Raw genomic sequence first — 22,466 nt, forward strand, 5'->3', positions numbered from 1 at the left:
GAGCAAGCCCCTCGGAAAGCGGCCGCTCGCAGCGAAAATCAACTTTTCATAGTTAATCCTATTGTAAAAGAACAAGACTGTAGGCAAGCCCCATGATTCCTGGAGCTTGTCTACAGTCTGAGAGCTGCCTAGTGCAGCTCTTTTTGTTAGGCGTGAAGAAGGAAGGTTTCTCATTACAGTGTCCCTATATGATAAAATGGTAAGAAAATTACTAGGCAATGATACATGAGCAATAACACAACTATAGCTAGTAGAAGAGGGACTCCATGAAAATCACAATCGAAAACGAAGTCTTCCATTATAACGTGCAATATGGGAAAGGGAAGAAACTATCGTTGCACATTGACTCATTCGGATTCATCACCGTGAAAGCTCCGAATGGCACAAGTGAACAGGTTATCCAGCAAGAACTGCACAATTGGGGAAGCTGGATTCTAGAGAGGATGAAAGAGCGGGAGTCTAAAAAGGAAGATCCACTTGCGAGGCAGTACGAGCCCAATGGGACATTTCGTTATCTAGGAGAAGAACGCCCACTTCAGGAACTCATTGAAACGCAAGGGCTCAGTGAAGACCAACTGAAACACAATCTGAAGAAATTCTATTTCAACCAATGCAAATTCCTCATTGAATCGCGCATCAAACGCTATCAGAAGGAACTGAAAGTCTCTGCAAAAGAGATTTCTATCATCGAGTCGTTCGGCAAATGGGGCAGCTGCAATTCGAACAAAAAACTCGCATTCAACTACCGTCTCGCCATGGCTCCCGTGGAGGTCATCGACTACGTCATTATTCACGAACTGTGCCACATCACACACATGAACCACGATCGTTCCTTCTGGAGGCGTGTCGGAAGCATCATGCCGGATTACAAGGAGAAGGAAGACTATCTCGCTAGGAATCAGCACATGATGACACTTTAACAAAGATATAATGACTTCGGTTCAATGATTTAGTTGGCATACAAAGCTAAAAGTTCTCGCGAGGTTGCAACACTTGCATCGCTCAGGTCTATAAAAAAGTCCAATTGCCATTTTTGTGTTGCGACAGCTTGCTGACTAGAGGGTGTATCCCAACTAGGATACACTCTAAATGCCATTTTTCCGTTTGTCCTAGTTGTTTTAAGAATGTTTTTGCTTGCGAGGATCGTTTTCGGAAAGATGAACTGCCCAAAATGATGTTTAGTAAAGGTATTGATGACTACTAAATCCGGAGAGGCATCGTATGAAAAAGGCTGATTTTTATTGTTTTCATCTTTTTCCCAGAGCGCCACAAATTGACCTTTCTTCGTAGGAGTGATTTTGGCAACTCTAAAACGAACTGATTTAGCGCCTAACTGAAAGATTCCAGCTCCGTACTCTGAGTTCTGACGGTCTTCTTGAACTTCTCTTATAGTGAAGTGATTAGGCTGATACACGAGATTAGTTACATATGTTAAAGCTGTTTGAAAGTCATTCATGACAATCCTCCCATTCTTACTTGCATTCATTAGGTAGGAACATTTGTTCTATTATATAATACATCTAAGAAGTTAGCAATGGAATGAAAAGAGGTTATCGCCATTCTAGGTATAAGCCACAAAGTACTTTACATGTAAAGGAGCGAGCCCATGGAAACCGAAATCCTCACCATCTTCAACGAGCAGCAAAATCCGATAGGCACAGCAACGCGTGAAGAGGTTCATCGTCTCGGCCACTGGCATGAAACGTTTCATTGTTGGTTTGTTGCGAAAGAAAATGGACAGGACATGCTCTACTTGCAATTACGTAGTTCCATGAAAAAAGACTATCCTAACTTACTCGACATTACTGCAGCGGGACATTTGCTCTCAACTGAAAGTGTGGAAGACGGTGTGAGAGAGATTCAAGAAGAAACGGGAATCACGGTCTCGTTTGAAGACTTGGATTCACTCGGCATCATCCCATACAGCATGAAGAAGCCTAATATGATTGATAATGAGCTGGCTCATGTGTTTGTTTATCATACAGAGCACAAGCTGAATGATTTCCACGTGCAGCAGGAAGAAGTGGCGGGGATTTACAGAGTGGCATTTCAGGATTTTGCTAAGTTGTGGAAAAGGGAAATGGAAAATATCCCGTGTCTAGGGTTTACGCATACTGAATATGGCGAGAAGCTAATCCACGAGAAAATGATAAGCAAATCTGATCTAGTGCCTCATCCTGATTCGTATTACCAGGCTGTAATTCATGGGATTTATGATGAACTTTTGAAAGGAAGAGGAATATGTCATTAAAAGTAGGAGACATCATTACATTCACGCGGACTTTTACAGTGAGAGATGTTGAATTATTTATAGGGATTTCAGGTGACGAAGGGATTCATCATGTGAGCCCGGACGAACAGGGAAGACGTGTAATACAAGGATTATTAACCGCAACGTTACCAACAAAAGTAGGTGGTGATCATAACGTATTAGCTCGCACGATGAATTTTGAGTTTTTCAGACCTGTATTTACAGGAGATACGATAAGTTGTGAAGTGAAAATTGAAAAATTCGAAAGACAAGAAAATGATAGAACCGCAATCACGGCAACCTTTACATGTGAAAATCAGAATGGAAAAGAAGTCTTGCAAGGGCTTTTTTCAGGGGTTATCTTGTAACCCCTGAGATATGTTTCTAACAAGCCCGTGTGACATACAGGCCAGAATTATTTCTGACATGTCTTCCACACAGAAACCCATAGCCCCTCATGACTCATATGTTACTTTGCGTTTTCATCAGGTTGGTGAATTCCAAAGATATTCCCTTCTGTATCCAAATAATATCCCTGCCACGCCATACCTGGTAATGCATACTTGGGTAAAGCTACCTTACCACCGTTCTGAAGTATCTTATCCTCGCTCGCATCGTAATCACCAACACCAATCGTACACGCATATCCATTTAGTGCTTGGTTGAGCTCGGGAGGTAAACTTTTACGTTTCATGAGAGCACCATTGATGCCTAGCGATTCCTCATCTCCAGTCACAACACCGAAGTAAGGGGAACCGGCGTAGTCACTCCAGTCTTCAAACTTCCAATCAAATACATCCCCGTAAAACTTCTTGGCACGATCCATATCATCTACATGAATTTCAAAGTGAATTACTCTACCCATAATTTCCTCCTCATATTTTGTAATTTTGCCGATCAATCACGATACTCAGGCTCTTTGGAACTCTGAGTATTCTAATAATAACATGTTGTCCGTTTTTATAAATCATTCAAATTGTTTGGTGCTAAAGTTAATGTTAAAATTATGTAGTGGAATGGAACTCTGCATAATTCAAGTAGTAACGAAAGGGAGATAAGCTATGAAGAAACTAGAAGGAAAAGTAGCGATTGTAACTGGAGGAGCGTCAGGAATTGGATTAGGTGCTGTGCAGCGATTGGCTGAAGACGGAGCAGCAGTTGCCGTAGCAGACGTAAACGCAGAAGGTGCGCAGCAAGTTGCAGATGAAATTAACAAAAATGGCGGAAAAGCGATTGCCATTACAGTCGACGTTGCGAAAGAAGAAGAAGTAAAAGCAATGATCGACAAAACAGTAGAAGCATTCGGTCGACTAGACATTCTGCATAACAACGCAGCATGGGGACCGATGAACGATAAAGGAATTCCAGAAATGGACGTAGACATGTGGGATGCAGTGATGGGCATTAACTTGCGTGGTCCAATGATGGGCTGTAAATACGCAATTCCTGAAATGAGAAAAGTAGGTGGCGGTTCCATCATCAACACCGCATCTGCAAACGGAAAAGTTGGCGATTACGAGCGCACAGCATACTCTGCTTCAAAAGCTGGCCTCATGTCACTCACTCGTTCAGTTGCGACTCAGCACGGTAAAGAAGGAATTCGCTGTAACACAGTCCTGCCAGGTCTGATCGTTACACCAGCAACTCGCAGAAAGTTCTCTACTGAGTTAATGGAACTTATGGAAGAAGGAAACTTAACACCATACGTTGGCGGACCTGAAGACATCGCTGCGTTAGTCTCATTCCTCGCTTCTGAAGAGTCACGTTATATTACAGGACAAGAAATTAACTGTGATGGCGGTGTGCTCGTACGTGCAGGTGCCGGAGCAATTATGAAATATGTACGCGACAAGGAAAACAACTAATAGATATAAATGCTGTCCCGAGAGGTCATGAGAAATGACTTTTTGGGGCAGTTTTTTTGTTTTCTAGTCTTGAGAGAGTCTTGAAATTTCTGCTGAATGAATAGAGTAGCGATCCTTAAGTGTCCTAGTACTCTTTAATTGGATAGGGATGGCATTGTTAGGTGTTTGTAAATTTTCGATTGAATGCTACATAACTACCGTCAGACATGATACCTTCAAAATAGCGAAACCCTATTAAAACAAATGAAACACAAGTAGAAGTATATTAAAGACACTTAAAGATTACCAAAAGGAGGCTCCTATGAAGCCAGCAAGCTCGAATCGTAGTGTTAAATCTTTATTAGAAATCTTAGTAGTGTCAACACGGCTTGGGTTGACATCATTTGGCGGACCCACTGCGCACTTAGGGTATTTCCATGAAGAATACGTCCGAAGAAGAAAATGGATGGACGAAAAAAGTTATGCAGATCTCGTAGCATTGTCGCAATTCTTACCGGGACCTGCGAGCAGCCAAGTTGGAATTGGGATCGGTGTGATGCGAGCCGGTGTCCTTGGCGGCATCGTCTCGTTTCTAGGATTTACACTTCCTTCTGTAATTGCGCTCATCCTGTTTGCAGGACTACTTACGACAACAGATATCGGAAATACTGGGTGGATCCATGGGCTAAAACTGGTCGCAGTTGCGGTCGTTGCCCATGCGATCATCGGAATGGCTAAAAACCTGACGCCTGATCTAGCGAGGAAGACTATCGCATTACTTGCACTCGTTGGTACACTGCTATGGCAATCCGCATGGAGTCAAGTCGGGGTCATTCTTATCGCTGCATTAGTGGGATTCTTTGTGTTCAAACAGCACAATGAAGAGGAAACCGCAAAATCGACCTTCCCAATCTCAAAACGCGTTTCTGCAATTTGCTTACTCTTATTTGGGGGATTGTTAGTTTTGTTACCGATCTTACGAGAACTGACAGGGTCCGTCTGGATTGCCATGATCGATAGTTTCTATCGATCCGGGTCCCTCGTATTTGGCGGTGGACATGTCGTGCTGCCTTTACTCGAACAAGAATTTGTCCCAACTGGCTGGATCAGCGAAGAAACCTTTTTAGCAGGATACGGAGCAACCCAAGCCGTTCCTGGACCGCTCTTCACATTTGCTGCGTACATAGGCACTGTCATGAAAGGCTGGCAAGGTGGGCTCGTCGCAACATTTGCAGTTTTCTTGCCTGCATTCCTACTTATTCTAGGAGCACTCCCTTTTTGGGATCACTTACGAAACAACCCGAAAGTCAAAGGTGCAATCATGGGTGTTAATGCAGCGGTGATTGGACTGCTAATCTCTGCATTCTATTACCCAATCTGGACCAGTTCCGTCTTACAAGCTATTGACTTTGCTTTAGCAGCTATATTATTCAGCATGCTTGCGTATTGGAAATTGCCTCCTTGGATAGTGGTAGTGGCGGGAGCTGTTGGCGGTACGGTATTGTCGCTTGTATAAATCCATAAAAACCGTCCCAATCGTGGCATTTGGGACGGTTTTTAAGTTCCTATGTAGTTGCGTAGTACTCAGTTACAGAAACAACTTTTACTCACCCGCGCCGACATCTGCAAACAGCTCCAGCGTATCCGTTTTTTGTGCATGGTCCGGATGGCTAATGTCTACGAGGGGAGCACCCATGACGATGCTAATGTACTCCCGATTTCCTGCAGTTCCGAATGTCGCCCAGCACTGGCCGGCTTCATAAGTAGTTCCAGATTTTCCACCGAGAATTTCGAATCCGTTCTGTTCATCAGCAGTTAACGATGAAAGGACCGTCGATTTCAAAGAAATGCCCTGAGGATGATCCGCAGTCGATGTTGTCTGAAATGTCCCCTTCGTAAAGATTGCTTTGAAATTTTGGTTATCAAGTGCATAATCGAGCAGCTTGGCCATATCAGAAGCGGTGGTATATTGCTTTGCATCATGCAGACCTTCTGGATTCGCAAAGCGGGTTCGAGTCATTCCGAGTTCTTCCGCTTTCTCGTTCATGAGTTTCACAAACTGCTTAGTACTCCCTGCCACATGGATTGCCAAAGAGTTAGAAGCCTCTCCACCGGAAGGTAAAATTGTGCCATACAGCAAATCGCGATACGTGACCTTCTCTCTGCCATAGAAGCCCGCCATTGAAGCATTTTGTGACACCATCTCTTGATACGTGCCGGTATCGACGGGAGCACTCGCAGAGAGATCTTCAATATGCTCAAGCGCAACGATTGTTGTCATCATTTTCGTAAGTGATGCTGGATACGCTTTTTCATTCGCGTTTTTCTCATAAACCGTTTTCCCTGTTTCCCGATCTACCATATAGATGTACGGACTCACATAGCTATCGGTTTGATAACTGCCTGGTAACTTTTGATGAACCAGTCCGTTCCAACCTGTAACGTTTATAGCGATAACTAGAACGATAATGAAAAGAATCAGTCCCTTAAAAACTGTCCACAACTTCCTCATCTTGCATCTACCTTTCATCTCGCGGTAATCCCGCACATTTCTTTCTTTATGATGTTAAGTATAAAGGACAAACCTGAACAAAAGCACAGTCAAATTATGAAGTTTTTCTTAAGACTATTCGAGTATGCTATACAAGTACAAATCTGCTGATGTTTTGAGCAAAGTTCCCTCATAGAGACCCGAACCAGGCGGGCAACTACACTGGATGAAAATGAAGGAAAGCGACAAAAGTTATTCATAGAATACCGCACGAAACTTTCTTTACCCTCGAGTCGTAAACATAGTAATACGTGCCAGGACTAAAAATGAGGTGGGACGGAGATGAAAGAATTCATCATTAAGCAAAAAATGTTGAGAATGAACGGACAGTTCAACGTGAAAGATGTGGAAGGGAACAATGTCTACGAAGTGGAGGGCAGCTTCCTGAAAATCCCGAAAACGTACACCATCCAGGATGTCGAGGCGAACGAAGTCGCAACAATCATCAAAAAGTCATTCAGCTTCCTTCCGACGTTCTATGTGGAGGTACAGGGACAGGAAACCGTGACCATCCAGAAAGAATTCTCTTTCCTGAAACCTAAGTATACAATCGATGCAGCAGGCATCGAAGTGCTCGGAACTTGGTGGGAAATGAGCTTTGACGTCCTGAAGGATGGGGAAGTGGCGGGCACAGTCGACAAGAAGTGGTTCCAATGGGGAGACAGCTACGAAGTACAGGTTTACAATGAAGACTTGGAAAAGCTCATCATCGCGCTCGTTGTTGCAATTGATTGCGTGAAAGCTGACCAGGCCGCTACATCCGCTGCCTCGGTTTAAAGAAGGGATGGATAGATACAATGATATCTATTCACTTAGTGAATATCTTACTGATGAAGGGCTCGATTAAACAGGTAAGCACACTTTTACAAAAATACCTAAAGGCGAAGGGAGAGTCCCTTCGCCTTTAGGTTATACAAATATAGTTTGAACGTGAAATTTCACGCTATTGGACCTGACTCGTCTGAACCGGTATAGCGCCGGGATCATCATCTGAATTCTCGACAACTGAAGGCTTTTTCGACCAAATTGTAGCGAGAATCGGGCCGGAAATATTATGCCAGATTGCCCCCCAAACACTAGGAAGTGCAGCGAGCGGACCAAAGTGAGCAGTTGCCAGTGCAACGCCAAGACCCGAATTCTGCATGCCAACTTCAATAGAGATAGCTCTTCGATCACTTTCATTCAATCCGAGCATCAAAGCAGTCAAATAGCCAAGCAACAAGCCAAAGCCGTTATGAAGGAAAACTGCTGCAAACACGACAAAACCGGAAGAAATGACATTGCCTGCATTGGCAGATGTAACTGCAGCCACGATAATAAGGATGGCCAAAACCGAAATAAGTGGCACAACAGAGACACTCTTCTCCACAGCTTTCGGGAAAAACTTTCGAATTAACAGACCCAGTACAATCGGAACAATAATGACTTGAACGATTGACATAAACATCGACATCGGGTCAACCGGCATCCACTGTCCCGCAAGCCATAACAGCAAAAGCGGTGTGACAATCGGTGCAAGCAGTGTAGAAAGAGAAGTCATTGCAACAGACAGTGCCAAATTCCCTTTCGCCAAATACACCATCACATTTGAAGAAGTCCCACCGGGAACACATCCAAGGAGTACCAAACCAGCAGCCAATTCTGGCGGAAGCTTAAGTACATACGCAATTGCGAACGCAACAAGCGGCATGATTACAAACTGAGCAGCGACACCTACAATGACCGGCAACGGTTTCGTCACGATAATCTTAAAGTCCACCGCTTTCAACGTCAGCCCCATTCCAAACATGACAACTCCGAGTAAAATTGAAATGTATGCTCCTAACCCTAGGAACGGTGTGGGAAATAGGAAGGCCGTGAGCGCTGCGATGATGACCCATATAGCAAAATATTTTCCTGCGAATGAACTGATTGACTCCAAAACTTTCATTTTCGTATACCCCCTCGAAATCCTCTGGACATTGTTTAAAGAAGCAGGCACTTGCTCTTGCTGATAACAGATAACCTACCGCCTTGCACTAATCCTCTTTTGCGGAAACTGATTCGACAAATACCAAAAACAAATACTTTATCAACCAAAACGATATGTTTAATTATACACAATTATCAGAATGATACAATATATATTTCATATTGCATCCATGAAGAATATATCTAAAGAAAAAAGTGGATGGACGAAAAAAAGCTCTGCAGAACTTGTGCATTGTCTCTGCAAAGCTGGAACTGATTATATGTATTAATTAGAGCGCTAGTTATCCAGTACTTCAACTAGATAGATTCTCTCTGCGAATCCTCCACGTTCTTCAGATTTCTTCGCACGTAGTTTTTCTAATTTTTCTGGACTTATTCCGTGAATAATAGCTGCAGCGTGTAACAGTTCTAACAGATCAGCTAATTCTTCTAATTTATCTACGTTATTTTTTGCTTCTAGATACTCCGCTAATTCCTCATGCATTTTTCTTTCTACTTCTTTAAGATATTCCTCATTTGAGAGAACTTTGGTGATAGGATTCTTACCGTCTTGATATATGATTTCAGGTATAAGGTCTCTAACTAGTTTATTGTAAGTTGGCATAAGGCACCTCTTTCGGTATTTTTCTTTTTAGTCTATCAATGTTCTTGAATTTGATGTATTCCCGATTAACCAATTTACGTTCTAGTAAATACTTAATGGTGTTAGCGATCTTTAAAGTATATTATTAGTACCTTTTTAACGTCATGTTGTCTATTGAGATGGCACGATCAGTCGTTCTGGCGGAGCGTCGACAGCATCATGTCTGACTACAAGGTGAAGGAAGCCTACATCACGAGAAACCAACACGGTATGAATCTTTGAAAAAGAAGCAATTAATTCAAGGTTTTAGTTAGAATATAGGGTTAAGACTTCTTGCGAGGATGGTTTCCAGAAAGATGAACTGTCCAAAAAGATCAACAGTGAATGTATTGATGACAACAAAATCGATTCATCGTTCGAGTTGGGCTGATTATTGCTGTTTTGATCATTATCCTCGAAAGCCATAAAATGTCCTTTCTTCGTAGAAGTGATTTTAGCAATTCAAAAAGAACGGAGTTAGCGCCTAACTGAAAGGTTCCAGGTCCTTAGTAAATGAATGTTTTAATACATCAAGTCACAAAAATCGACATACTATTGTCGGTATATTAAAACAATGTTAAAGTGTTGGTAGACGATTCCAAATTTGATGAAAGAATAGGTGATTTTTACTTTAATATCTATTACACAATAAGTTCGATATGAAAATATTTATATAGGAGGAGATTTTTGTGAAAGGTTATAAAGATGAATGGTGGTATTCTACTCCAATGATTTTTGGACTCACTGTCTTCGGAATACTAATTATTCCATTTCTTGCTGCAATCGTATTGATGATTATTCAGATGCAAAGGCGAGCTGAATTCTATGCACATTTAGAAAAATCCGAACAGCTATTTCAACCAATCAAAGAAAGGGAAAAAAAGATAGAATCTCTAGCGGTTTCTTTGAAATCTTTAGAAGAAGACATTGGTAAAAATGAAATAATTTTATCAGATCAAGAAACCTATATTAATAATCTCCATGATGTAGTGAATAGCAAAGCAGAAAAAGAGAGAGATGAACTTATTGCTAGCATAGAGCTACAGAAAGAAGAAGTTATTAAAAAAGCAAAAGAAGAAGCGGAAAAAATCGTACAAGAAGCTTCAACGGATGTTGCTGATGTAATAAAGAAGTTCACGGAGTACCAGAAGAATATTGTTGATTTGTCAGAAGAACATGGGAAGCTATCAAAAGAGGTAGAGCGCTATAAAAAGCAGGCAAGAAAATATAAATCAGATATAATAGGTTTAAAAAATTTCGATGAGAGATTTCCAAATACAGTAAACTTTGAATTGGTAGGCAAGAAAATTGAACAGCTGGAGGAAGAGCTTGAAGAGGATCGCTTACTAGGAACCGTAATTCGCTTACACCTTCACTCTGATAACTCAAAGGAATTGCGGAAACTGTCGAATGCAACAAACAAGGAAATTCAAACGGTTTTGGAAAAATATGAAGATAGATACACAACCAAAGGGAACAAAACTATCTACAATCTAATGGTTATTGGCTTACAGGCTGAAATACAGATTTTACTACTGCAGTTGCGATTTAATAAACTAGACGAATCAAAACAAGCAGTAAAAGATATTATCACAAAATACTTGTCTATTTGCGCGAACGGAAATATGAATATACTTCCAACGATAACACGTTTCTTGACAGAAATCGAACCGTTATATCTAGAGTTAATTGACATTGAATATAAATATTACATGTACAGAGAAAGAGAAAAGGAAGAACAAAGAATCATTAGAGAACAAATGAAACAAGAAGCCGCAGAACGGAAACAGCTGGAGGAAGAACGCAAGAAACTTGAAAAAGAAGAAGAAAAATTTTCAGTGGAGATAATTAGAAACAAAAAGCTGTTAGAGGAAGAAACGGATGAGGAGAAAATTAAACAATTGGAAGAACGATTACAGGAGTTAGCTAACCAAGTGAATGAAATAGAATCTAAAAAAGAAGAAATCACTAGTTTAACTTTAGGTAAAGCAGGTTACGTCTATGTGATTTCCAACCTGGGTTCATTTGGTACTGAAATGTTTAAAATTGGGATGACAAGAAGGATGAACCCGCAGGACAGAGTAGATGAATTAGGAAGCGCATCAGTTCCATTTAAATTTGACGTACATGCAATGATTTTCAGCGACGATGCAGTCGGCTTAGAAGCTGAACTGCACAAAAGGCTAAGTTCAGAGCGAGTCAACAAGGTGAATTATCGTAAAGAATTCTTTAGAACAAATGTCAGTAGTTTACGTGAGTTAGTCGAGGAAATTGATCCTACTGTTGAATTTGTTACAACGATGTTGGCCGAAGAATATAATCAAACGCAAGCGTTGGAAGAAGCTGAGTTAGTATCATAAAATAGAGTTTCTGTATATCAAAGCAAAAAAATATGGATTTGCAGGCATTAGTGTTCTATAAAAACTGTGTGGTGGGTGCTTATTAGGTTATACAAACTGGACGCAATTCTGAATTGTGCTGAAGATGTGTGATCTACAGGTGCGTGAATAATTATTTTACATTACTGCTGACAGCGGTATTTTTATTGAATATCGGAATTTCATTTGATTTTTGGCTGCTGATTATCAGTATTGCAGTCATCGTGATAATTGTTGTACTGCTCGGTCAGATAACGGCACTGCGCCGTGCGAGCTGGGTGCAAACTGTTTGAGAGTAGCTCCTGTACCAAGTGTACAGGAGCTTTCTTTATTTTAGTTGAGAATACTTGAGGCTTCCATTCGTTGTAGTAAGTGAGAACAGCTTTTATGGGGAGACTGGGATATGAAATCTACGGAGAAAAATTTTATCCGGCGGCTGAAACGGCATAAGGAAGATGCAATCGAATATGTCATTGACACTTATATGCCCGTCGTCAAGGCGGTCGTGTACAAAGTGCTCGGACCGACGAACGCGGATCATGATGAATGTATCAGTGATGTGTTTCTCGCTGTGTGGGAGCGTGCCGATCAGTTCGATGGAGACGCAGCAGAGTTCAAGAAGTGGATCTGCATGGTGGCGAAGTATAAATCCATCGACTCATATCGCCGTGTGATGAAGCGTAAGGGACGTGAACGGGGAATGGAGGACCTATCGTTCATCAAGGATCATCAAGATGTTCTGCTTGAAAAAGAGGAGCAGGAGGAATTGTTACTTGCGATGAGTCAGCTGAATGAAATGGACCGAGATATTTTCACAATGAAGTTTTTTCTGGAGATGTCAAACGGGGAAATTGCCGAATCGCTACACGTCACGAAAGCGTCGGTCGATAACCGGCTGTACCGCGGGAAAAAGAAACTGTCTGCTGTCCTGAAAAACGAATGGAAGGAAGAGTGTATATGAAATCACTTTTTAAACGATTGAACGAACTGAATGCGGATGGGGAAATCGAACCGTTGGACGTGTCAGATGAAGAAAAGGAAGCGATGAAGCAACAGGTACGGAAGAAAATCAATCAGCAGCGACGTGTGCCAAAAATCTGGCGCAATATAGCGGCGGCAGCTGTCATTGGAGTTGCGTCGGTCACGACGATCGGATTCGGCTTCCCGACGCTCGCCAGTCAGATTCCGCTCGTCAGCAATATCTTTTCCATTTTCAATGAAGAACAGGACGGCTTCTATACCGAGTATGAAGAATTCGCGACAGTCGTCAGCGAGGCGCAGACAAGTAACGGCGTGACCATCATGATTGACAGAGCGGTGTATGACGGTAAAACTGTAACACTTACGTACTCTGTTGAAACGGAGAAAGAGCTTGGTCCGAATAGCGGAGTGAATGCGACAATGGATATTGAAAATGCATCGGGCTCTGGAGGAACTTCTACGGCGTTACAGAAGGTCGATGACCATAAGTATGTCGGCATGGTCACTTCCACGCCCCATCTCAAATCGCCACAAGACACAGTAAAAGTGACATGGGCTCCTCAAAGCATAGACAATATGGACACGATGGAAGAATTAAAAGGCGATTGGCATTTCCAGTTTACATTGGAGGCAATCACAGGTGACGGGCAGGATGTTACCCAGTCTGTTGCAGGGGAAGGGATTGAAGTCACAATCGATACTATACGCTTTACGGACATTTCCACCGTAATTGAGTACAGTCAGACTGTAGAGTCATTCATCGCTGATCAATGGGAGTGGGCAACGGCAGATCTGTTGATCACGGATGATCTCGGAAACGAATATCTGTCCAACGGCAATGGTGGTTTCAGTGAGAACGGCCAGAATTACAAATGGAGCACGACCATCAAAAAAGTTGATGAGCAGGCTACTAAGTTGATCTTCACACCTGAAATTATTTTGAGCGAAGGCAGTGGCAATGGGCATGAAAAAATGAAGCTCGATCCGATAGAGGTAAAGTTGGATAAATAAAGCGAAAAGAGACATGTCTGTTTTTAGGGACATGTCTCTTTTGCAAGGTAGATGCCTGCGCGTAGCAAGATTTTGACTTGCGTAGAAGAAATATGCTGCTCAGGTGCATAAATAATATTCAATTTCACGGAGAAATACTAATTGTTTATCTAGAAATGGGTAATTCTGAAGAAATGTTATCGCCAACAGATAAAGGAAAGTGCTCACGAAAAAAGATAGTGGAAAACCAATTACTATGCACTCTATTAAGGTATTTGTGCTGCTGTATGAATGGGATTTCGAGAAACATTTGTGCTCGCACTCAAGTGGACCAAATTCTTGTCCATATATATGACATTCCCCTAGCTGATAAGCTACCTGTAAAAGGTCGCATTGTTTCCGCGTGAATTACACGTGAAGATTTGTCAGATGTAATATTCGATGTTGTGGATGCTTCCAAAATGGTTAATAGCTTGTGGATCATAAGATTTACAGGTAGTGATGTTGAAAATTTCAATCAATCGTAAATGACTGCCTTTCCTTGTTCACGTAGAGTTTGTAATGCTGTCAGCATGTGGTTGATTTCATCATCGGAATGGCGTTCCCATTTGCCTAACTCGGCTATTATTTTCACCGGCGATTTAGAGCGGTATGAGCGTGTTGGGTTGCCGGGGAATCGTTTGTCCGTCACATTGGGGTCGTTTTCGAAGTGGCCAGTCGGTTCGACAATGTAAATTCGTTCTCGGGATCCCGACACGGCCAGTTCTGCACCCCATTTTGCGGCATCTAAGGTTGCGGTGAAATAGATGTGGTTGGATTTTTTGTTCTGGTAGTTTGAGTGGTGTTGCGTTACCAGAAAGTCTCCAATCTGCAATTCCGCTTTTGTGCCGTGAAAGAAAGGACCGTTCTCTGTCAAGGTTGTTTGGTTATCCATTAGACTTCACTCCTCATACTCCAAATTTGTATGTATTAGTATAAGACAGCAACTATAGAAAGAACAGTCTATAAGTGATTTAGGGATTATGGTATAATGAGAGCAAAGGGTGGCGCTGCCAAGCAGTAATTGGGCAGACCCACATACAGTATACGAGTATGATAAAGACACTTTCCAATACATTAGAAAGTGTTTTTTTACAATTGTATGGTGTACAAATGATGTGAGGTAGGTCATGAAAGTCGGCATCGGCAATCTTCGGCCAAGAAGCGCCCAAGGAAAGGAGCAAGAAATTCATGCCAACATTGCAATCCTACATGGACCTTCATTTCAAAGAACTTACGTTAGCTCCTTCCTTGTTCTATTCGTGGTCCCCTGCAATCCGTTACGAAATCTCGGATCCATCAGTTTCTATTAATGAGCCGGTTGTAATCCAGCTAAAGCAAGCATTCCATCGCTCCATTACATTGTTTGACGAGGTGTTTAGTGGAACGGATGAGATGATGCTAATTACAGATGTCCACACGACTTTGTCAAATTCTTACCTTCGAAAGAGACCGTTAAATGTCTACTTAAAGTATGTCAAACAGCGTGATGTGTTAACTGAGTTGCGGCATGAAGTTATCCCGGATCCGTATGAAGAGGAAGAGGACCAACGTGTCATTCATCGATTTTCACTGCTCTGTAAAAAGGGGGATATTCGTTATCAACAGCTGTTGCAGGCGATCTGTTATGAAGACTTTGCACACCCGTCAACGATATTGAAAAGTAATCCCTCGAGCGGTGTTGAAGTGTATTTCATCAATATTACTCGGGACATGATCTATCACCTCTACGACGATCGAGGCTGTGATATTTTAGCTGCGGATAAAAATGATATTCGATTGTTGTATGAGTCCTATAATGATTGGATTCTAGATTATGATCGGATAGCAATTGATGAAACCTTTTGTAATTCGGATGGATAACTGAGATCGCACCTTTTATGAGGAGCGATCTTTTTTTCGTGACACAGACAGGTCTGTTTGTGTTTGGTGCATAATTTATTATTGGTATAATAGGCTAACTCATTTATTCTACAATCCAGTGTTGCGAGGAGACCTATCTTATTAAACAGAAAGGGGACTACCTATGGGATTCCGATTTCAAAAGCGTATTAAAATTGCACCAGGGGTTCGGTTGAACATTAGTAAAAGTGGAGTCAGTACATCTCTTGGTCGGCGTGGTGCGTCCATAACGGTAGGAAAACGAGGTGTTCGAGCAAATGTTGGGATTCCAGGGACGGGAATCTCGTACTCGGAGCAATTGACATCCAAACGATCCAAACGTCCTCAACATTCTGCTTCTCAAGTTGCTCCGGAGACTAAACCCGCTCATTCTGCGGAGGCTAAAGAAGTCGAGGCGTACACTAGTTATATCGATATGTTACTCTCCATTCATTTTGAAACGGTGCAGTCTGTGGATTGGGAATCAATCCTCCAGGAAGACTTGGACCAGCTTGCAGAACATGGACCAAACGCTGAGGTGGCGCGTCGCCAATTGGAGATGTACCAACCGACTTGGTTTGACCGTTTGTTCCGTAGAGAGGAAGCGAAGCGACGGGCACTGAGAGAGGAACTGAACAAGGCGGTTGAGCAGGACAAGGTAGTGCTTTCTGAAAAACGGGCGCTGTCTGAACAGGCGTCACGGGTACTTGTGGGAGATGAAACCGCATGGCTAGAAGCGCTATCCACGAATCAGGCGTTCGATTCCATCGAGCAGTTCGGGAATACGGTCCATGCCCAATTCCGAAACGGCGAGTTGTCGGTGTATGTAGAACTCGGCGAAGAGGAAGTCGTACCTACAGAAGTACTGTCGTTGACAGCGAAAGGTAATCTGTCCCGAAAGAAGATGGGAAAAACCAACTACTACGCCCTCTATCAGGATTACGTTTGCAGCTGCATCCTTGGTGCAGCACGCAACGTGTTCGCCATCTTGCCAGCTGAACAGGTGATTATAAATGTCTATGACCGTAGTCAGGCGGACGAACCACCGGTAAAAGGGTGTATTGCGTCCGTTCGCATTAGAAGGGACGAGTTGTCCGGAATGCTCTTTGAATTGCAGGATTCCTCTAGAACGATAGAAACTTTTGAGCACCACATGAACCATTTGAAGACCAAGGGATTCCGTTTAGTGGAAGAATTAGGGTGATAGATGAATCTGTCATTTATTCGCTCGTTTTAACAACTAAAATATAAGGTAGGAGGGTGCAAGATGACTAAGCATAGAATCTTTACGACAAGTTTTGCAAGTGTCTATCCCCATTACGTTACGAAGGCGGAAAGAAAAGGACGTACGAAAGAAGAAGTCGATGAAATTATTTGCTGGCTAACAGGCTATCAACAGGAAGAGCTGGAAGCCCAAATAGAAAAAAAGACTGATTTTGAGACGTTCTTTGCGGAAGCTCCCCAGATGAATACGGCACGAACACTGATTAAAGGTGTGATCTGCGGCATTCGAGTGGAAGACATTGAAGAGCCACTGATGCAGGAAATCCGTTATTTGGATAAACTAATCGACGAATTAGCAAAAGGTAAAGCGATGGAGAAAATTTTGAGGAAGCCCTGATTAAGTTTTTGTTTTTTATCAGTGTAGGGGCATGAACGTACAACTACGACGCTGCTCCAAAAGGAATAGTTAACAGTTTTATCTGTCTTTTCTGTCGACTATGTTCAGCTTTTATTGTAAGCTTGAATCATTGAGAACTAAACAGACAGAGGGGGAAATGAGATGGCGGAGGTAAGTAAACAAGCCGAGGCATTTCAGCAAAAGCTGAAGGGAATGGGAAGCGCTCGAGAGGTAAAAGAGCTACCGGACAGTGCCCGGACAGCACAAGAAGCGGCTGATGCAATTGGCTGTGAAATCGCGCAGATTGCAAAATCGATTCTTTTCAAATTACAACAATCCGGAGAGCCGCTATTGGTGATTGCGAGTGGCACAAATCGGATTGACGAACAAAAAGTCCTGCAACATACAGGAGATGCACCGGGTAAGGCAGATGCAAAATTTGTTCGTGAGCACACAGGCTATGTAATCGGTGGAGTTCCGCCTATGGGACATGCCGAACCAATTCGTACACTGATTGATAAGGATCTTTTGCAGTATGATACGATCTGGGCGGCCGCGGGTCATCCGAAAGCTGTTTTTGAGCTAACGCCTGAAGAGTTAACGCAACTCACTCAAGCAGATGTTGTCCAAGTGTGTTGAAGGAGTTCAGGTTGCCTGTGTGACACGATTTCAATCTATTGGATGTAGGTGTTTGTATGAAGGAAAAATCGTCTTTAACAGGGATTATCACTTTTACTTGTTAACGAATCTGTCCAGTTGTATTTCAATAGTTCCTTTCACATGTTTTCTACCGAAACCCATTAGTAATAATTGTATCCAATTAGGGAAGACTATCCTCTGTATCATGATCTATGAGTGAAGGAGGATGTCTGATGGCGAAAAACTTTCCGAAACCGAATGATCCTGCGGATAATGTAGAGCGATTGAAAAAAACGATTGGTAATATGGAAGCGGCCGAGGAAGCGATGTATTTTGCAGAAGGTAAAGAGCGTGCTCAAATTAAAGCGAAAAACGACCGACGTGCAGAAAGCATTGAAGATTTGAAGGAAGAAATAGCAACAGAAAACAAATCTCGTAATAAGAAGTATTGATACGTCATTTTCACTAGTGACGTACAGGTTTAACTGAACAGAGTCTAATCCCGTTGCGACCTATGCCGCGGGATTTTTTTGCATTATGTAGAATTCCTATATAACACACAACTCAAACTCATTTCGAAATAGTGTCCGGATTGTTCAGCCTCGACTTGATCTATTTATAAATAAATACGGAAGTTGAATAGGAGGCATTACTACATACGGAAACCCAAGCACTGCACGAACGGAATTAACAGGAATATAGCGAGGAGTTTTTAAGATGTTACTACTAGTCAAGTGCATGTTTTGAGTGGAGTTGCTTTTTCTTTGTTAAATTTTGGCGAATCAATCTTAGGAGTTGCATATTTCTCAAATTCATATTATATTATTTGACGAAGCAATCATTGATGTATCAAACATTGTTTCGTCAATTAATTTGAAGTGAGAAGAGGAGCTTTTTCATTATGCAAAAACATCAAAAAACGAATAATTTCAATGAAATATTAAATGGACGTCGTTCCATCAAAGAATATGATCTTACGGTTAAAATCAGCCGTGAAGAAATGAGTGAAATTATCACTCAAGCTTCAAAAGCCCCATCGTCAATTAATATGCAACCTTGGAGATTTCTTGTGATTGACAGTGAGGAAGGGAAAGCAAAATTGGCCCCTCTTTCCAGATTCAACAAGGATAAAGTCTTGAGCTCATCCGCAGTAATCGCTGTATTCGCAGACTTAAATAATTTTGAGTATGCCGAAGAAATTTATGGCAAAGCAGTTGAACTTGGATATATGCCTCAGGAAGTTAAAGAATTTCAATTGAATGCCTTTAAACCGATTTATGAAAAGATGTCAGATGAACAAATGAAAGATACCATTATGCTGGATGCTGGTCTTGTCTCAATGCAACTTATGCTCGTAGCCCGTGCTTACGGATATGATACAAATCCTATCGGTGGTTATGAAAAAGACCAGATTGCTGAGGCCTTTGATCTGGAGAAAGAACGTTATATGCCAGTTATGCTAATCACCATAGGTAAAGCCCTCAATGAAGGTTTTCAATCGTATCGTTTGCCAGTCGATACAACTACAAAATGGAGATAAGATAGCATCTATTGAATTTAACTCAGTATGTGTTATTTAGTTTTACAACAATTAAATTTAGGTTAGTGATTATTTTGGTTGTATGTTAGATATTTTTGCACTATATTTATTGATAGGTCAATTATTGAGAAGTCAATTAATTGTAGACACTCTTATAGGTTGACCTCATAAATTATTTTGGAGGTCAATTGATGAGATGTTCACTATCAAATCAGGAACAAATCTTACGTCTGCTTAATGGACTTAATAATCAAATCAGCCCTAAATTTGAACGGTGTACAGGCATTAGCGCATCACGCTATGAATTGCTACACCAGCTTTATGAAACCGAAGAAATTACTCAATCCACCCTACAAAAAGCTGTTAATATCGATAGTGGTGCCATTACTCGTCATCTAAAACAACTTGAGGCAAATGGCATGGTGACAAGACGAAGAAACCCTAGCGATAATCGAGTGATATTTGTTCGCCTTACCGAGGAAGGACGTAAACAAATTGTGGGTTACAAGAAAGAAAAGGTTAGTTTTGTGAAACAAATGCTTCATGATTTTAACCCAGAAGAATTAGAATCCCTATCAGATATGCTTAATCGCATGCAAAACAATATCGTTGACTACTAAAAGTTTTGAAAAAGAACTGGATATTATTATGCATAAGCCTCTAGTTCAATAAATCTAATTAAAAGGATGGATAACTATGATTATTATTCACGCACACCTTCAAGTAAAACCGGATCAAGAACAAGCATTCTTGGAAGAAGTCAAAACACTTCTTGCAGCATCAAGAGCTGAAGAAGGTAACAGTAGCTATGATTTGTTGAAATCTACGGAACAAGATTGCCATTATACAATGGTTGAAATTTGGAACGATATCGAAGCTACTACAGCCCATAATACAAGTGAGCATTTCACTGCTTTTGTTCAAAAAGCGCCAACTTACTTGGCTGCACCAATGGACCTTAAAGTATTCAGTGGAGAACCTGTAAAAGCATAATTTCTATTTTAAATAGCAAACATCCCAAGGAGTTCATTCTTGGGTTTTTCTTATGCACATTTACACCCACAAGTAATAACATAGGTATTAACATCTAAAAGAGCTCAATGACTAGGCTATTGAGATTGGTTCGTGTTTCAAGTAACGTGCGATCTGTTTTATTCACGGTGTTCCAATGTGTCCTGTTGAAATCGACATCGACTCTCTATATAGAGTTGATAGGACAAAAAGTGGAGAGGCGTCCATTATAATTTTTTACGGCCAGCAGGTTTAATTGAACAAAAGCTAATCCCGTTGCGACATATGCTGCGGGATTTTTGTATGTACAGCCAACAATGGAGCCAACTATGCTAAACTATCAGAATAATACGAGGAGAATTTATTCGTTTTAGTAGATCTTTTATATCCAAGGAGAACTAGCCAATTCAAAATAGAAAGGGAGAGCGTTATGGAGCCAAAAAGGAAAGTGGAGGTACTTCCTTACTCGTCAACATGGCTACCTGCATTTCAAAAAGAAGCGGATACGTTACGAAATATTTTTGGTTCTGAGCTACTAGAAGTGCATCATATCGGCAGTACAGCAGTGGTTGGATTGTCTGCTAAGCCAGTGATTGACCTTCTGCTCGTTGTTCGCTCGATTTCACGTGTAGATGAATGGAATGAAGCGATGCGTGGAATTGGGTATGAAGCTAAAGGTGAAAACGGTATCGCAGGAAGACGTTACTTTCAAAAGGGGGGCAATGCGAGGAGTCACCACGTTCACGTCTTTGAAGAAGGAAGTCCTGCCATTGTTCGTCATCTTGTGTTTCGAGATTTTTTAAGAGTGCATCCTGCTCGCGCGCTGGAATATGGAGAGTTGAAAACACGATTAGCTGAACAGTATCCGTATGATATTGAGAAGTATATAGAAGGGAAATCAGAATTAATCCGGCGAATTGAATGTGATGCTCTTCAATGGTCCCGAAAATGTTAGATTCTGAATCAGTCAGACACTATTCACTATGTCAAGGAGGAGAATGGAAAATGAGAGTGCTAGAACAGACCATACATAAGATTGGAAAATTGGATGAGGAGATAATGGATAGGGCAAGGGAACGTGTAAACAATCTGATCAAACCCCCTAATAGCTTAGGAAGACTCGAAGAGATTGCCGTACAATTAGCAGGCATCACTAAAGAACTTACCCCTTCAGTCGATCGGAAAGCGATTATTACTATGGCTGCTGATCATGGTGTATACGATGAGGGCATTTCAAGTAATCCTCAAGAGGTCACGTTAGCCCAGACCTTGCTCTTTCAAAAAGGATTAACGGGTGTATGCGCAATAGGTAGGGTTTCCGGGGCAAAAATTATTGCAGTAGATATCGGAATCAAAGGAAATCTTCCTGAAGCTGCAGGCGTGATCAAAAGGAAAGTTAAACATGGAACAGATAATATGTTGAAAGGTCCTGCAATGACTAGAGAGGAAGCGATCCAATCGATCGAGGTTGGTATAGAGATGGCCAATCAGGAAGCGAAAAATGGAATCCAATTGCTTGGAACAGGCGAGATGGGGATTGGCAACACCACTCCTAGTACGGCTATTTTGTCTGTTCTTAAAAATTGCGACCCTTTAGAGATTACGGGAAAAGGGGCAGGTGTGGGACCAGGAGGAATTGAGCACAAAGCAGCGGTCATTAGGAAAGCCATTACGAAAAATAAGCCAAATCCGAATGATGGAATCGATGTTCTGGCCAAGGTGGGTGGGGTGGAAATCGGTGGTATGGCAGGAGTGATGCTTGGGGCAGCTGCAAATCGGATTCCTGTCGTGATAGATGGCTATATTTCCACAGTGGCGGCGCTGATAGCGGCATCTATTGAGCCAAAAGCCAAGGAATATTTCTTAGCCTCCCATGCTTCTGCTGAACCAGGCGGGCGACTGGCAAGTGAACTGTTAGGAATCGAACCGATGTTAACTATGGATATGTGCTTGGGTGAAGGTTCTGGAGCTGCTTTAGCCTTCCCAATTATTGAATCGGCTGCTAGCATGATCAAACATATGGCTACTTTTTCGGAAGTAGGCATGGAAATTTAGTCTCTACCATGCTTTAATGACCGATGTTGTCCACATTAGTGAGTATAGAATGTGTCTCTCGAACGAATGAATGAAAGTTTCTATTGTTAGAT

25 protein-coding genes are annotated in these 22,466 nt (G+C 41.8%); 19 read left to right on the forward strand and 6 right to left on the reverse strand.

Annotated features, from left to right (window positions below):
- Nucleotides 1-266: 266 nt before the first annotated feature.
- The gene (locus N693_RS0113510; protein ID WP_025785359.1) at nt 267-920 is read left to right on the forward strand and encodes a M48 family metallopeptidase; all 654 of its coding nucleotides are present in this window, start codon (nt 267-269) and stop codon (nt 918-920) included.
- A 29-nt stretch (nt 921-949) separates the two neighbouring features.
- On the opposite strand, the gene N693_RS0113515 is transcribed toward N693_RS0113510, so the two are convergent.
- On the reverse strand, nt 950-1,456 hold the full coding sequence (locus tag N693_RS0113515) for a MepB family protein (protein WP_025785360.1): 507 nt from the start codon (nt 1,454-1,456) through the stop codon (nt 950-952).
- Between the two features lie 150 nt (nt 1,457-1,606).
- Here N693_RS0113515 and N693_RS0113520 point away from each other — a divergent pair, with 150 nt between their 5' ends.
- Both N693_RS0113520 and N693_RS0113525 read left to right on the forward strand, forming a co-directional pair.
- Nucleotides 1,607-2,251 (forward strand): NUDIX domain-containing protein, encoded by a 645-nt coding sequence (locus N693_RS0113520; protein WP_025785361.1) that lies wholly within the window; start codon nt 1,607-1,609, stop codon nt 2,249-2,251.
- A complete protein-coding gene (locus tag N693_RS0113525) occupies nt 2,242-2,619 on the forward strand; it encodes a MaoC family dehydratase N-terminal domain-containing protein (RefSeq protein ID WP_025785362.1) in 378 nt (125 codons plus the stop codon). Before N693_RS0113520 ends, N693_RS0113525 begins: the two co-directional genes overlap by 10 nt.
- A 101-nt stretch (nt 2,620-2,720) precedes the next feature.
- Here N693_RS0113525 and N693_RS0113530 read toward each other — a convergent pair whose 3' ends face one another.
- Nucleotides 2,721-3,116: a VOC family protein gene (locus N693_RS0113530; RefSeq protein ID WP_025785363.1), complete on the reverse strand. Its 396-nt coding sequence runs from the start codon at nt 3,114-3,116 to the stop codon at nt 2,721-2,723.
- A gap of 196 nt (nt 3,117-3,312) precedes the next feature.
- Between N693_RS0113530 and N693_RS0113535 the strand changes: the two genes are divergently transcribed.
- Both N693_RS0113535 and N693_RS0113540 read left to right on the forward strand, forming a co-directional pair.
- Nucleotides 3,313-4,116, forward strand: coding sequence for an SDR family NAD(P)-dependent oxidoreductase (locus tag N693_RS0113535; RefSeq protein ID WP_025785364.1), 804 nt, complete (start codon nt 3,313-3,315; stop codon nt 4,114-4,116).
- Between the two features lie 301 nt (nt 4,117-4,417).
- Nucleotides 4,418-5,611 (forward strand): chromate transporter, encoded by a 1,194-nt coding sequence (locus N693_RS0113540; protein WP_025785365.1) that lies wholly within the window; start codon nt 4,418-4,420, stop codon nt 5,609-5,611.
- 87 nt (nt 5,612-5,698) lie between these two features.
- Here N693_RS0113540 and N693_RS0113545 read toward each other — a convergent pair whose 3' ends face one another.
- Complete coding sequence (locus tag N693_RS0113545) at nt 5,699-6,607, reverse strand: D-alanyl-D-alanine carboxypeptidase family protein (RefSeq protein ID WP_025785366.1); 909 nt, start codon at nt 6,605-6,607, stop codon at nt 5,699-5,701.
- A gap of 321 nt (nt 6,608-6,928) precedes the next feature.
- On the opposite strand from N693_RS0113545, the gene N693_RS0113550 reads away from it, so the two are divergent.
- Nucleotides 6,929-7,423 (forward strand): LURP-one-related/scramblase family protein, encoded by a 495-nt coding sequence (locus tag N693_RS0113550; protein ID WP_025785367.1) that lies wholly within the window; start codon nt 6,929-6,931, stop codon nt 7,421-7,423.
- A gap of 166 nt (nt 7,424-7,589) precedes the next feature.
- Here the strand turns inward: N693_RS0113550 and N693_RS0113555 are convergent, their stop codons facing one another.
- Both N693_RS0113555 and N693_RS0113560 read right to left on the reverse strand, forming a co-directional pair.
- Entirely contained in the window at nt 7,590-8,576 is a 987-nt protein-coding gene (locus tag N693_RS0113555) for a bile acid:sodium symporter family protein (RefSeq protein WP_025785368.1), read from the reverse strand.
- Between the two features lie 318 nt (nt 8,577-8,894).
- Nucleotides 8,895-9,221, reverse strand: coding sequence for a nucleoside triphosphate pyrophosphohydrolase (locus N693_RS0113560; RefSeq protein WP_025785369.1), 327 nt, complete (start codon nt 9,219-9,221; stop codon nt 8,895-8,897).
- A gap of 707 nt (nt 9,222-9,928) precedes the next feature.
- Between N693_RS0113560 and N693_RS20010 the strand changes: the two genes are divergently transcribed.
- The 3 genes from N693_RS20010 to N693_RS0113575 all read left to right on the forward strand — a co-directional run bounded on the left by N693_RS20010 (nt 9,929) and on the right by N693_RS0113575 (nt 13,609).
- Nucleotides 9,929-11,599, forward strand: coding sequence for a GIY-YIG nuclease family protein (locus N693_RS20010; RefSeq protein ID WP_081760233.1), 1,671 nt, complete (start codon nt 9,929-9,931; stop codon nt 11,597-11,599).
- 421 nt (nt 11,600-12,020) lie between these two features.
- Entirely contained in the window at nt 12,021-12,578 is a 558-nt protein-coding gene (locus N693_RS0113570; RefSeq protein WP_025785371.1) for a sigma-70 family RNA polymerase sigma factor, read from the forward strand.
- Nucleotides 12,575-13,609, forward strand: a complete 1,035-nt coding sequence (locus N693_RS0113575) for a DUF4179 domain-containing protein (RefSeq protein ID WP_025785372.1) — start codon at nt 12,575-12,577, stop codon at nt 13,607-13,609. The genes N693_RS0113570 and N693_RS0113575 overlap by 4 nt, the downstream gene beginning before the upstream one ends.
- Before the next feature lie 496 nt (nt 13,610-14,105).
- Here N693_RS0113575 and arr read toward each other — a convergent pair whose 3' ends face one another.
- Complete coding sequence (arr, locus tag N693_RS0113580) at nt 14,106-14,522, reverse strand: NAD(+)--rifampin ADP-ribosyltransferase (protein ID WP_025785373.1); 417 nt, start codon at nt 14,520-14,522, stop codon at nt 14,106-14,108.
- Nucleotides 14,523-14,818: 296 nt separating this feature from the next.
- Between arr and N693_RS0113585 the strand changes: the two genes are divergently transcribed.
- The 10 genes from N693_RS0113585 to cobT all read left to right on the forward strand — a co-directional run bounded on the left by N693_RS0113585 (nt 14,819) and on the right by cobT (nt 22,374).
- Nucleotides 14,819-15,490 (forward strand): DUF3885 domain-containing protein, encoded by a 672-nt coding sequence (locus N693_RS0113585; RefSeq protein WP_025785374.1) that lies wholly within the window; start codon nt 14,819-14,821, stop codon nt 15,488-15,490.
- Between the two features lie 163 nt (nt 15,491-15,653).
- Complete coding sequence (locus tag N693_RS0113590; RefSeq protein WP_025785375.1) at nt 15,654-16,712, forward strand: DUF4236 domain-containing protein; 1,059 nt, start codon at nt 15,654-15,656, stop codon at nt 16,710-16,712.
- 63 nt (nt 16,713-16,775) lie between these two features.
- Nucleotides 16,776-17,129, forward strand: coding sequence for a DUF2200 domain-containing protein (locus N693_RS0113595; protein ID WP_025785376.1), 354 nt, complete (start codon nt 16,776-16,778; stop codon nt 17,127-17,129).
- Between the two features lie 162 nt (nt 17,130-17,291).
- Nucleotides 17,292-17,768 (forward strand): YbaK/EbsC family protein, encoded by a 477-nt coding sequence (locus N693_RS0113600; protein WP_025785377.1) that lies wholly within the window; start codon nt 17,292-17,294, stop codon nt 17,766-17,768.
- Between the two features lie 233 nt (nt 17,769-18,001).
- Entirely contained in the window at nt 18,002-18,220 is a 219-nt protein-coding gene (locus N693_RS0113605; RefSeq protein WP_025785378.1) for a small acid-soluble spore protein Tlp, read from the forward strand.
- 449 nt (nt 18,221-18,669) lie between these two features.
- The gene (locus N693_RS0113610) at nt 18,670-19,308 is read left to right on the forward strand and encodes a nitroreductase family protein (protein WP_025785379.1); all 639 of its coding nucleotides are present in this window, start codon (nt 18,670-18,672) and stop codon (nt 19,306-19,308) included.
- A gap of 191 nt (nt 19,309-19,499) precedes the next feature.
- Nucleotides 19,500-19,928 carry a MarR family winged helix-turn-helix transcriptional regulator gene (locus N693_RS0113615; protein ID WP_025785380.1) on the forward strand — a complete coding sequence of 143 codons (429 nt, stop codon included), beginning with the start codon at nt 19,500-19,502 and terminating at the stop codon, nt 19,926-19,928.
- A gap of 76 nt (nt 19,929-20,004) precedes the next feature.
- On the forward strand, nt 20,005-20,301 hold the full coding sequence (locus N693_RS0113620) for a putative quinol monooxygenase (protein WP_025785381.1): 297 nt from the start codon (nt 20,005-20,007) through the stop codon (nt 20,299-20,301).
- 448 nt (nt 20,302-20,749) lie between these two features.
- Nucleotides 20,750-21,274 carry a GrpB family protein gene (locus tag N693_RS0113625; protein ID WP_025785382.1) on the forward strand — a complete coding sequence of 175 codons (525 nt, stop codon included), beginning with the start codon at nt 20,750-20,752 and terminating at the stop codon, nt 21,272-21,274.
- Nucleotides 21,275-21,324: 50 nt separating this feature from the next.
- On the forward strand, nt 21,325-22,374 hold the full coding sequence (gene cobT / locus N693_RS0113630; RefSeq protein WP_025785383.1) for a nicotinate-nucleotide--dimethylbenzimidazole phosphoribosyltransferase: 1,050 nt from the start codon (nt 21,325-21,327) through the stop codon (nt 22,372-22,374).
- Nucleotides 22,375-22,466 lie beyond the last annotated feature (92 nt).

The organism is Sporosarcina sp. D27 (assembly GCF_000586555.1).
Taxonomy (GTDB): domain Bacteria; phylum Bacillota; class Bacilli; order Bacillales_A; family Planococcaceae; genus Sporosarcina.

What these genes read in the sequence shown, in the direction of transcription:
- N693_RS0113535 (WP_025785364.1), top strand. Translation starts at nt 3,313, where the DNA reads ATGAAGAAACTAGAAGGAAAAGTAGCGATTGTAACTGGAGGAGCGTCA.
- N693_RS0113620 (WP_025785381.1), top strand. Translation starts at nt 20,005, where the DNA reads ATGATTATTATTCACGCACACCTTCAAGTAAAACCGGATCAAGAACAA.
- N693_RS0113510 (WP_025785359.1), top strand. Translation starts at nt 267, where the DNA reads ATGAAAATCACAATCGAAAACGAAGTCTTCCATTATAACGTGCAATAT.
- N693_RS0113545 (WP_025785366.1), bottom strand. Translation starts at nt 6,607, where the DNA reads ATGAGGAAGTTGTGGACAGTTTTTAAGGGACTGATTCTTTTCATTATC.
- N693_RS0113555 (WP_025785368.1), bottom strand. Translation starts at nt 8,576, where the DNA reads ATGAAAGTTTTGGAGTCAATCAGTTCATTCGCAGGAAAATATTTTGCT.
- N693_RS0113615 (WP_025785380.1), top strand. Translation starts at nt 19,500, where the DNA reads ATGAGATGTTCACTATCAAATCAGGAACAAATCTTACGTCTGCTTAAT.
- N693_RS0113600 (WP_025785377.1), top strand. Translation starts at nt 17,292, where the DNA reads ATGGCGGAGGTAAGTAAACAAGCCGAGGCATTTCAGCAAAAGCTGAAG.
- N693_RS0113515 (WP_025785360.1), bottom strand. Translation starts at nt 1,456, where the DNA reads ATGAATGACTTTCAAACAGCTTTAACATATGTAACTAATCTCGTGTAT.
- N693_RS0113540 (WP_025785365.1), top strand. Translation starts at nt 4,418, where the DNA reads ATGAAGCCAGCAAGCTCGAATCGTAGTGTTAAATCTTTATTAGAAATC.
- N693_RS0113575 (WP_025785372.1), top strand. Translation starts at nt 12,575, where the DNA reads ATGAAATCACTTTTTAAACGATTGAACGAACTGAATGCGGATGGGGAA.
- N693_RS0113530 (WP_025785363.1), bottom strand. Translation starts at nt 3,116, where the DNA reads ATGGGTAGAGTAATTCACTTTGAAATTCATGTAGATGATATGGATCGT.
- N693_RS0113605 (WP_025785378.1), top strand. Translation starts at nt 18,002, where the DNA reads ATGGCGAAAAACTTTCCGAAACCGAATGATCCTGCGGATAATGTAGAG.
- N693_RS0113570 (WP_025785371.1), top strand. Translation starts at nt 12,021, where the DNA reads ATGAAATCTACGGAGAAAAATTTTATCCGGCGGCTGAAACGGCATAAG.
- cobT (WP_025785383.1), top strand. Translation starts at nt 21,325, where the DNA reads ATGAGAGTGCTAGAACAGACCATACATAAGATTGGAAAATTGGATGAG.
- N693_RS0113625 (WP_025785382.1), top strand. Translation starts at nt 20,750, where the DNA reads ATGGAGCCAAAAAGGAAAGTGGAGGTACTTCCTTACTCGTCAACATGG.
- N693_RS0113520 (WP_025785361.1), top strand. Translation starts at nt 1,607, where the DNA reads ATGGAAACCGAAATCCTCACCATCTTCAACGAGCAGCAAAATCCGATA.
- N693_RS0113595 (WP_025785376.1), top strand. Translation starts at nt 16,776, where the DNA reads ATGACTAAGCATAGAATCTTTACGACAAGTTTTGCAAGTGTCTATCCC.
- N693_RS0113590 (WP_025785375.1), top strand. Translation starts at nt 15,654, where the DNA reads ATGGGATTCCGATTTCAAAAGCGTATTAAAATTGCACCAGGGGTTCGG.
- N693_RS0113610 (WP_025785379.1), top strand. Translation starts at nt 18,670, where the DNA reads ATGCAAAAACATCAAAAAACGAATAATTTCAATGAAATATTAAATGGA.
- N693_RS0113550 (WP_025785367.1), top strand. Translation starts at nt 6,929, where the DNA reads ATGAAAGAATTCATCATTAAGCAAAAAATGTTGAGAATGAACGGACAG.
- N693_RS0113525 (WP_025785362.1), top strand. Translation starts at nt 2,242, where the DNA reads ATGTCATTAAAAGTAGGAGACATCATTACATTCACGCGGACTTTTACA.
- N693_RS0113560 (WP_025785369.1), bottom strand. Translation starts at nt 9,221, where the DNA reads ATGCCAACTTACAATAAACTAGTTAGAGACCTTATACCTGAAATCATA.
- N693_RS0113585 (WP_025785374.1), top strand. Translation starts at nt 14,819, where the DNA reads ATGCCAACATTGCAATCCTACATGGACCTTCATTTCAAAGAACTTACG.
- arr (WP_025785373.1), bottom strand. Translation starts at nt 14,522, where the DNA reads ATGGATAACCAAACAACCTTGACAGAGAACGGTCCTTTCTTTCACGGC.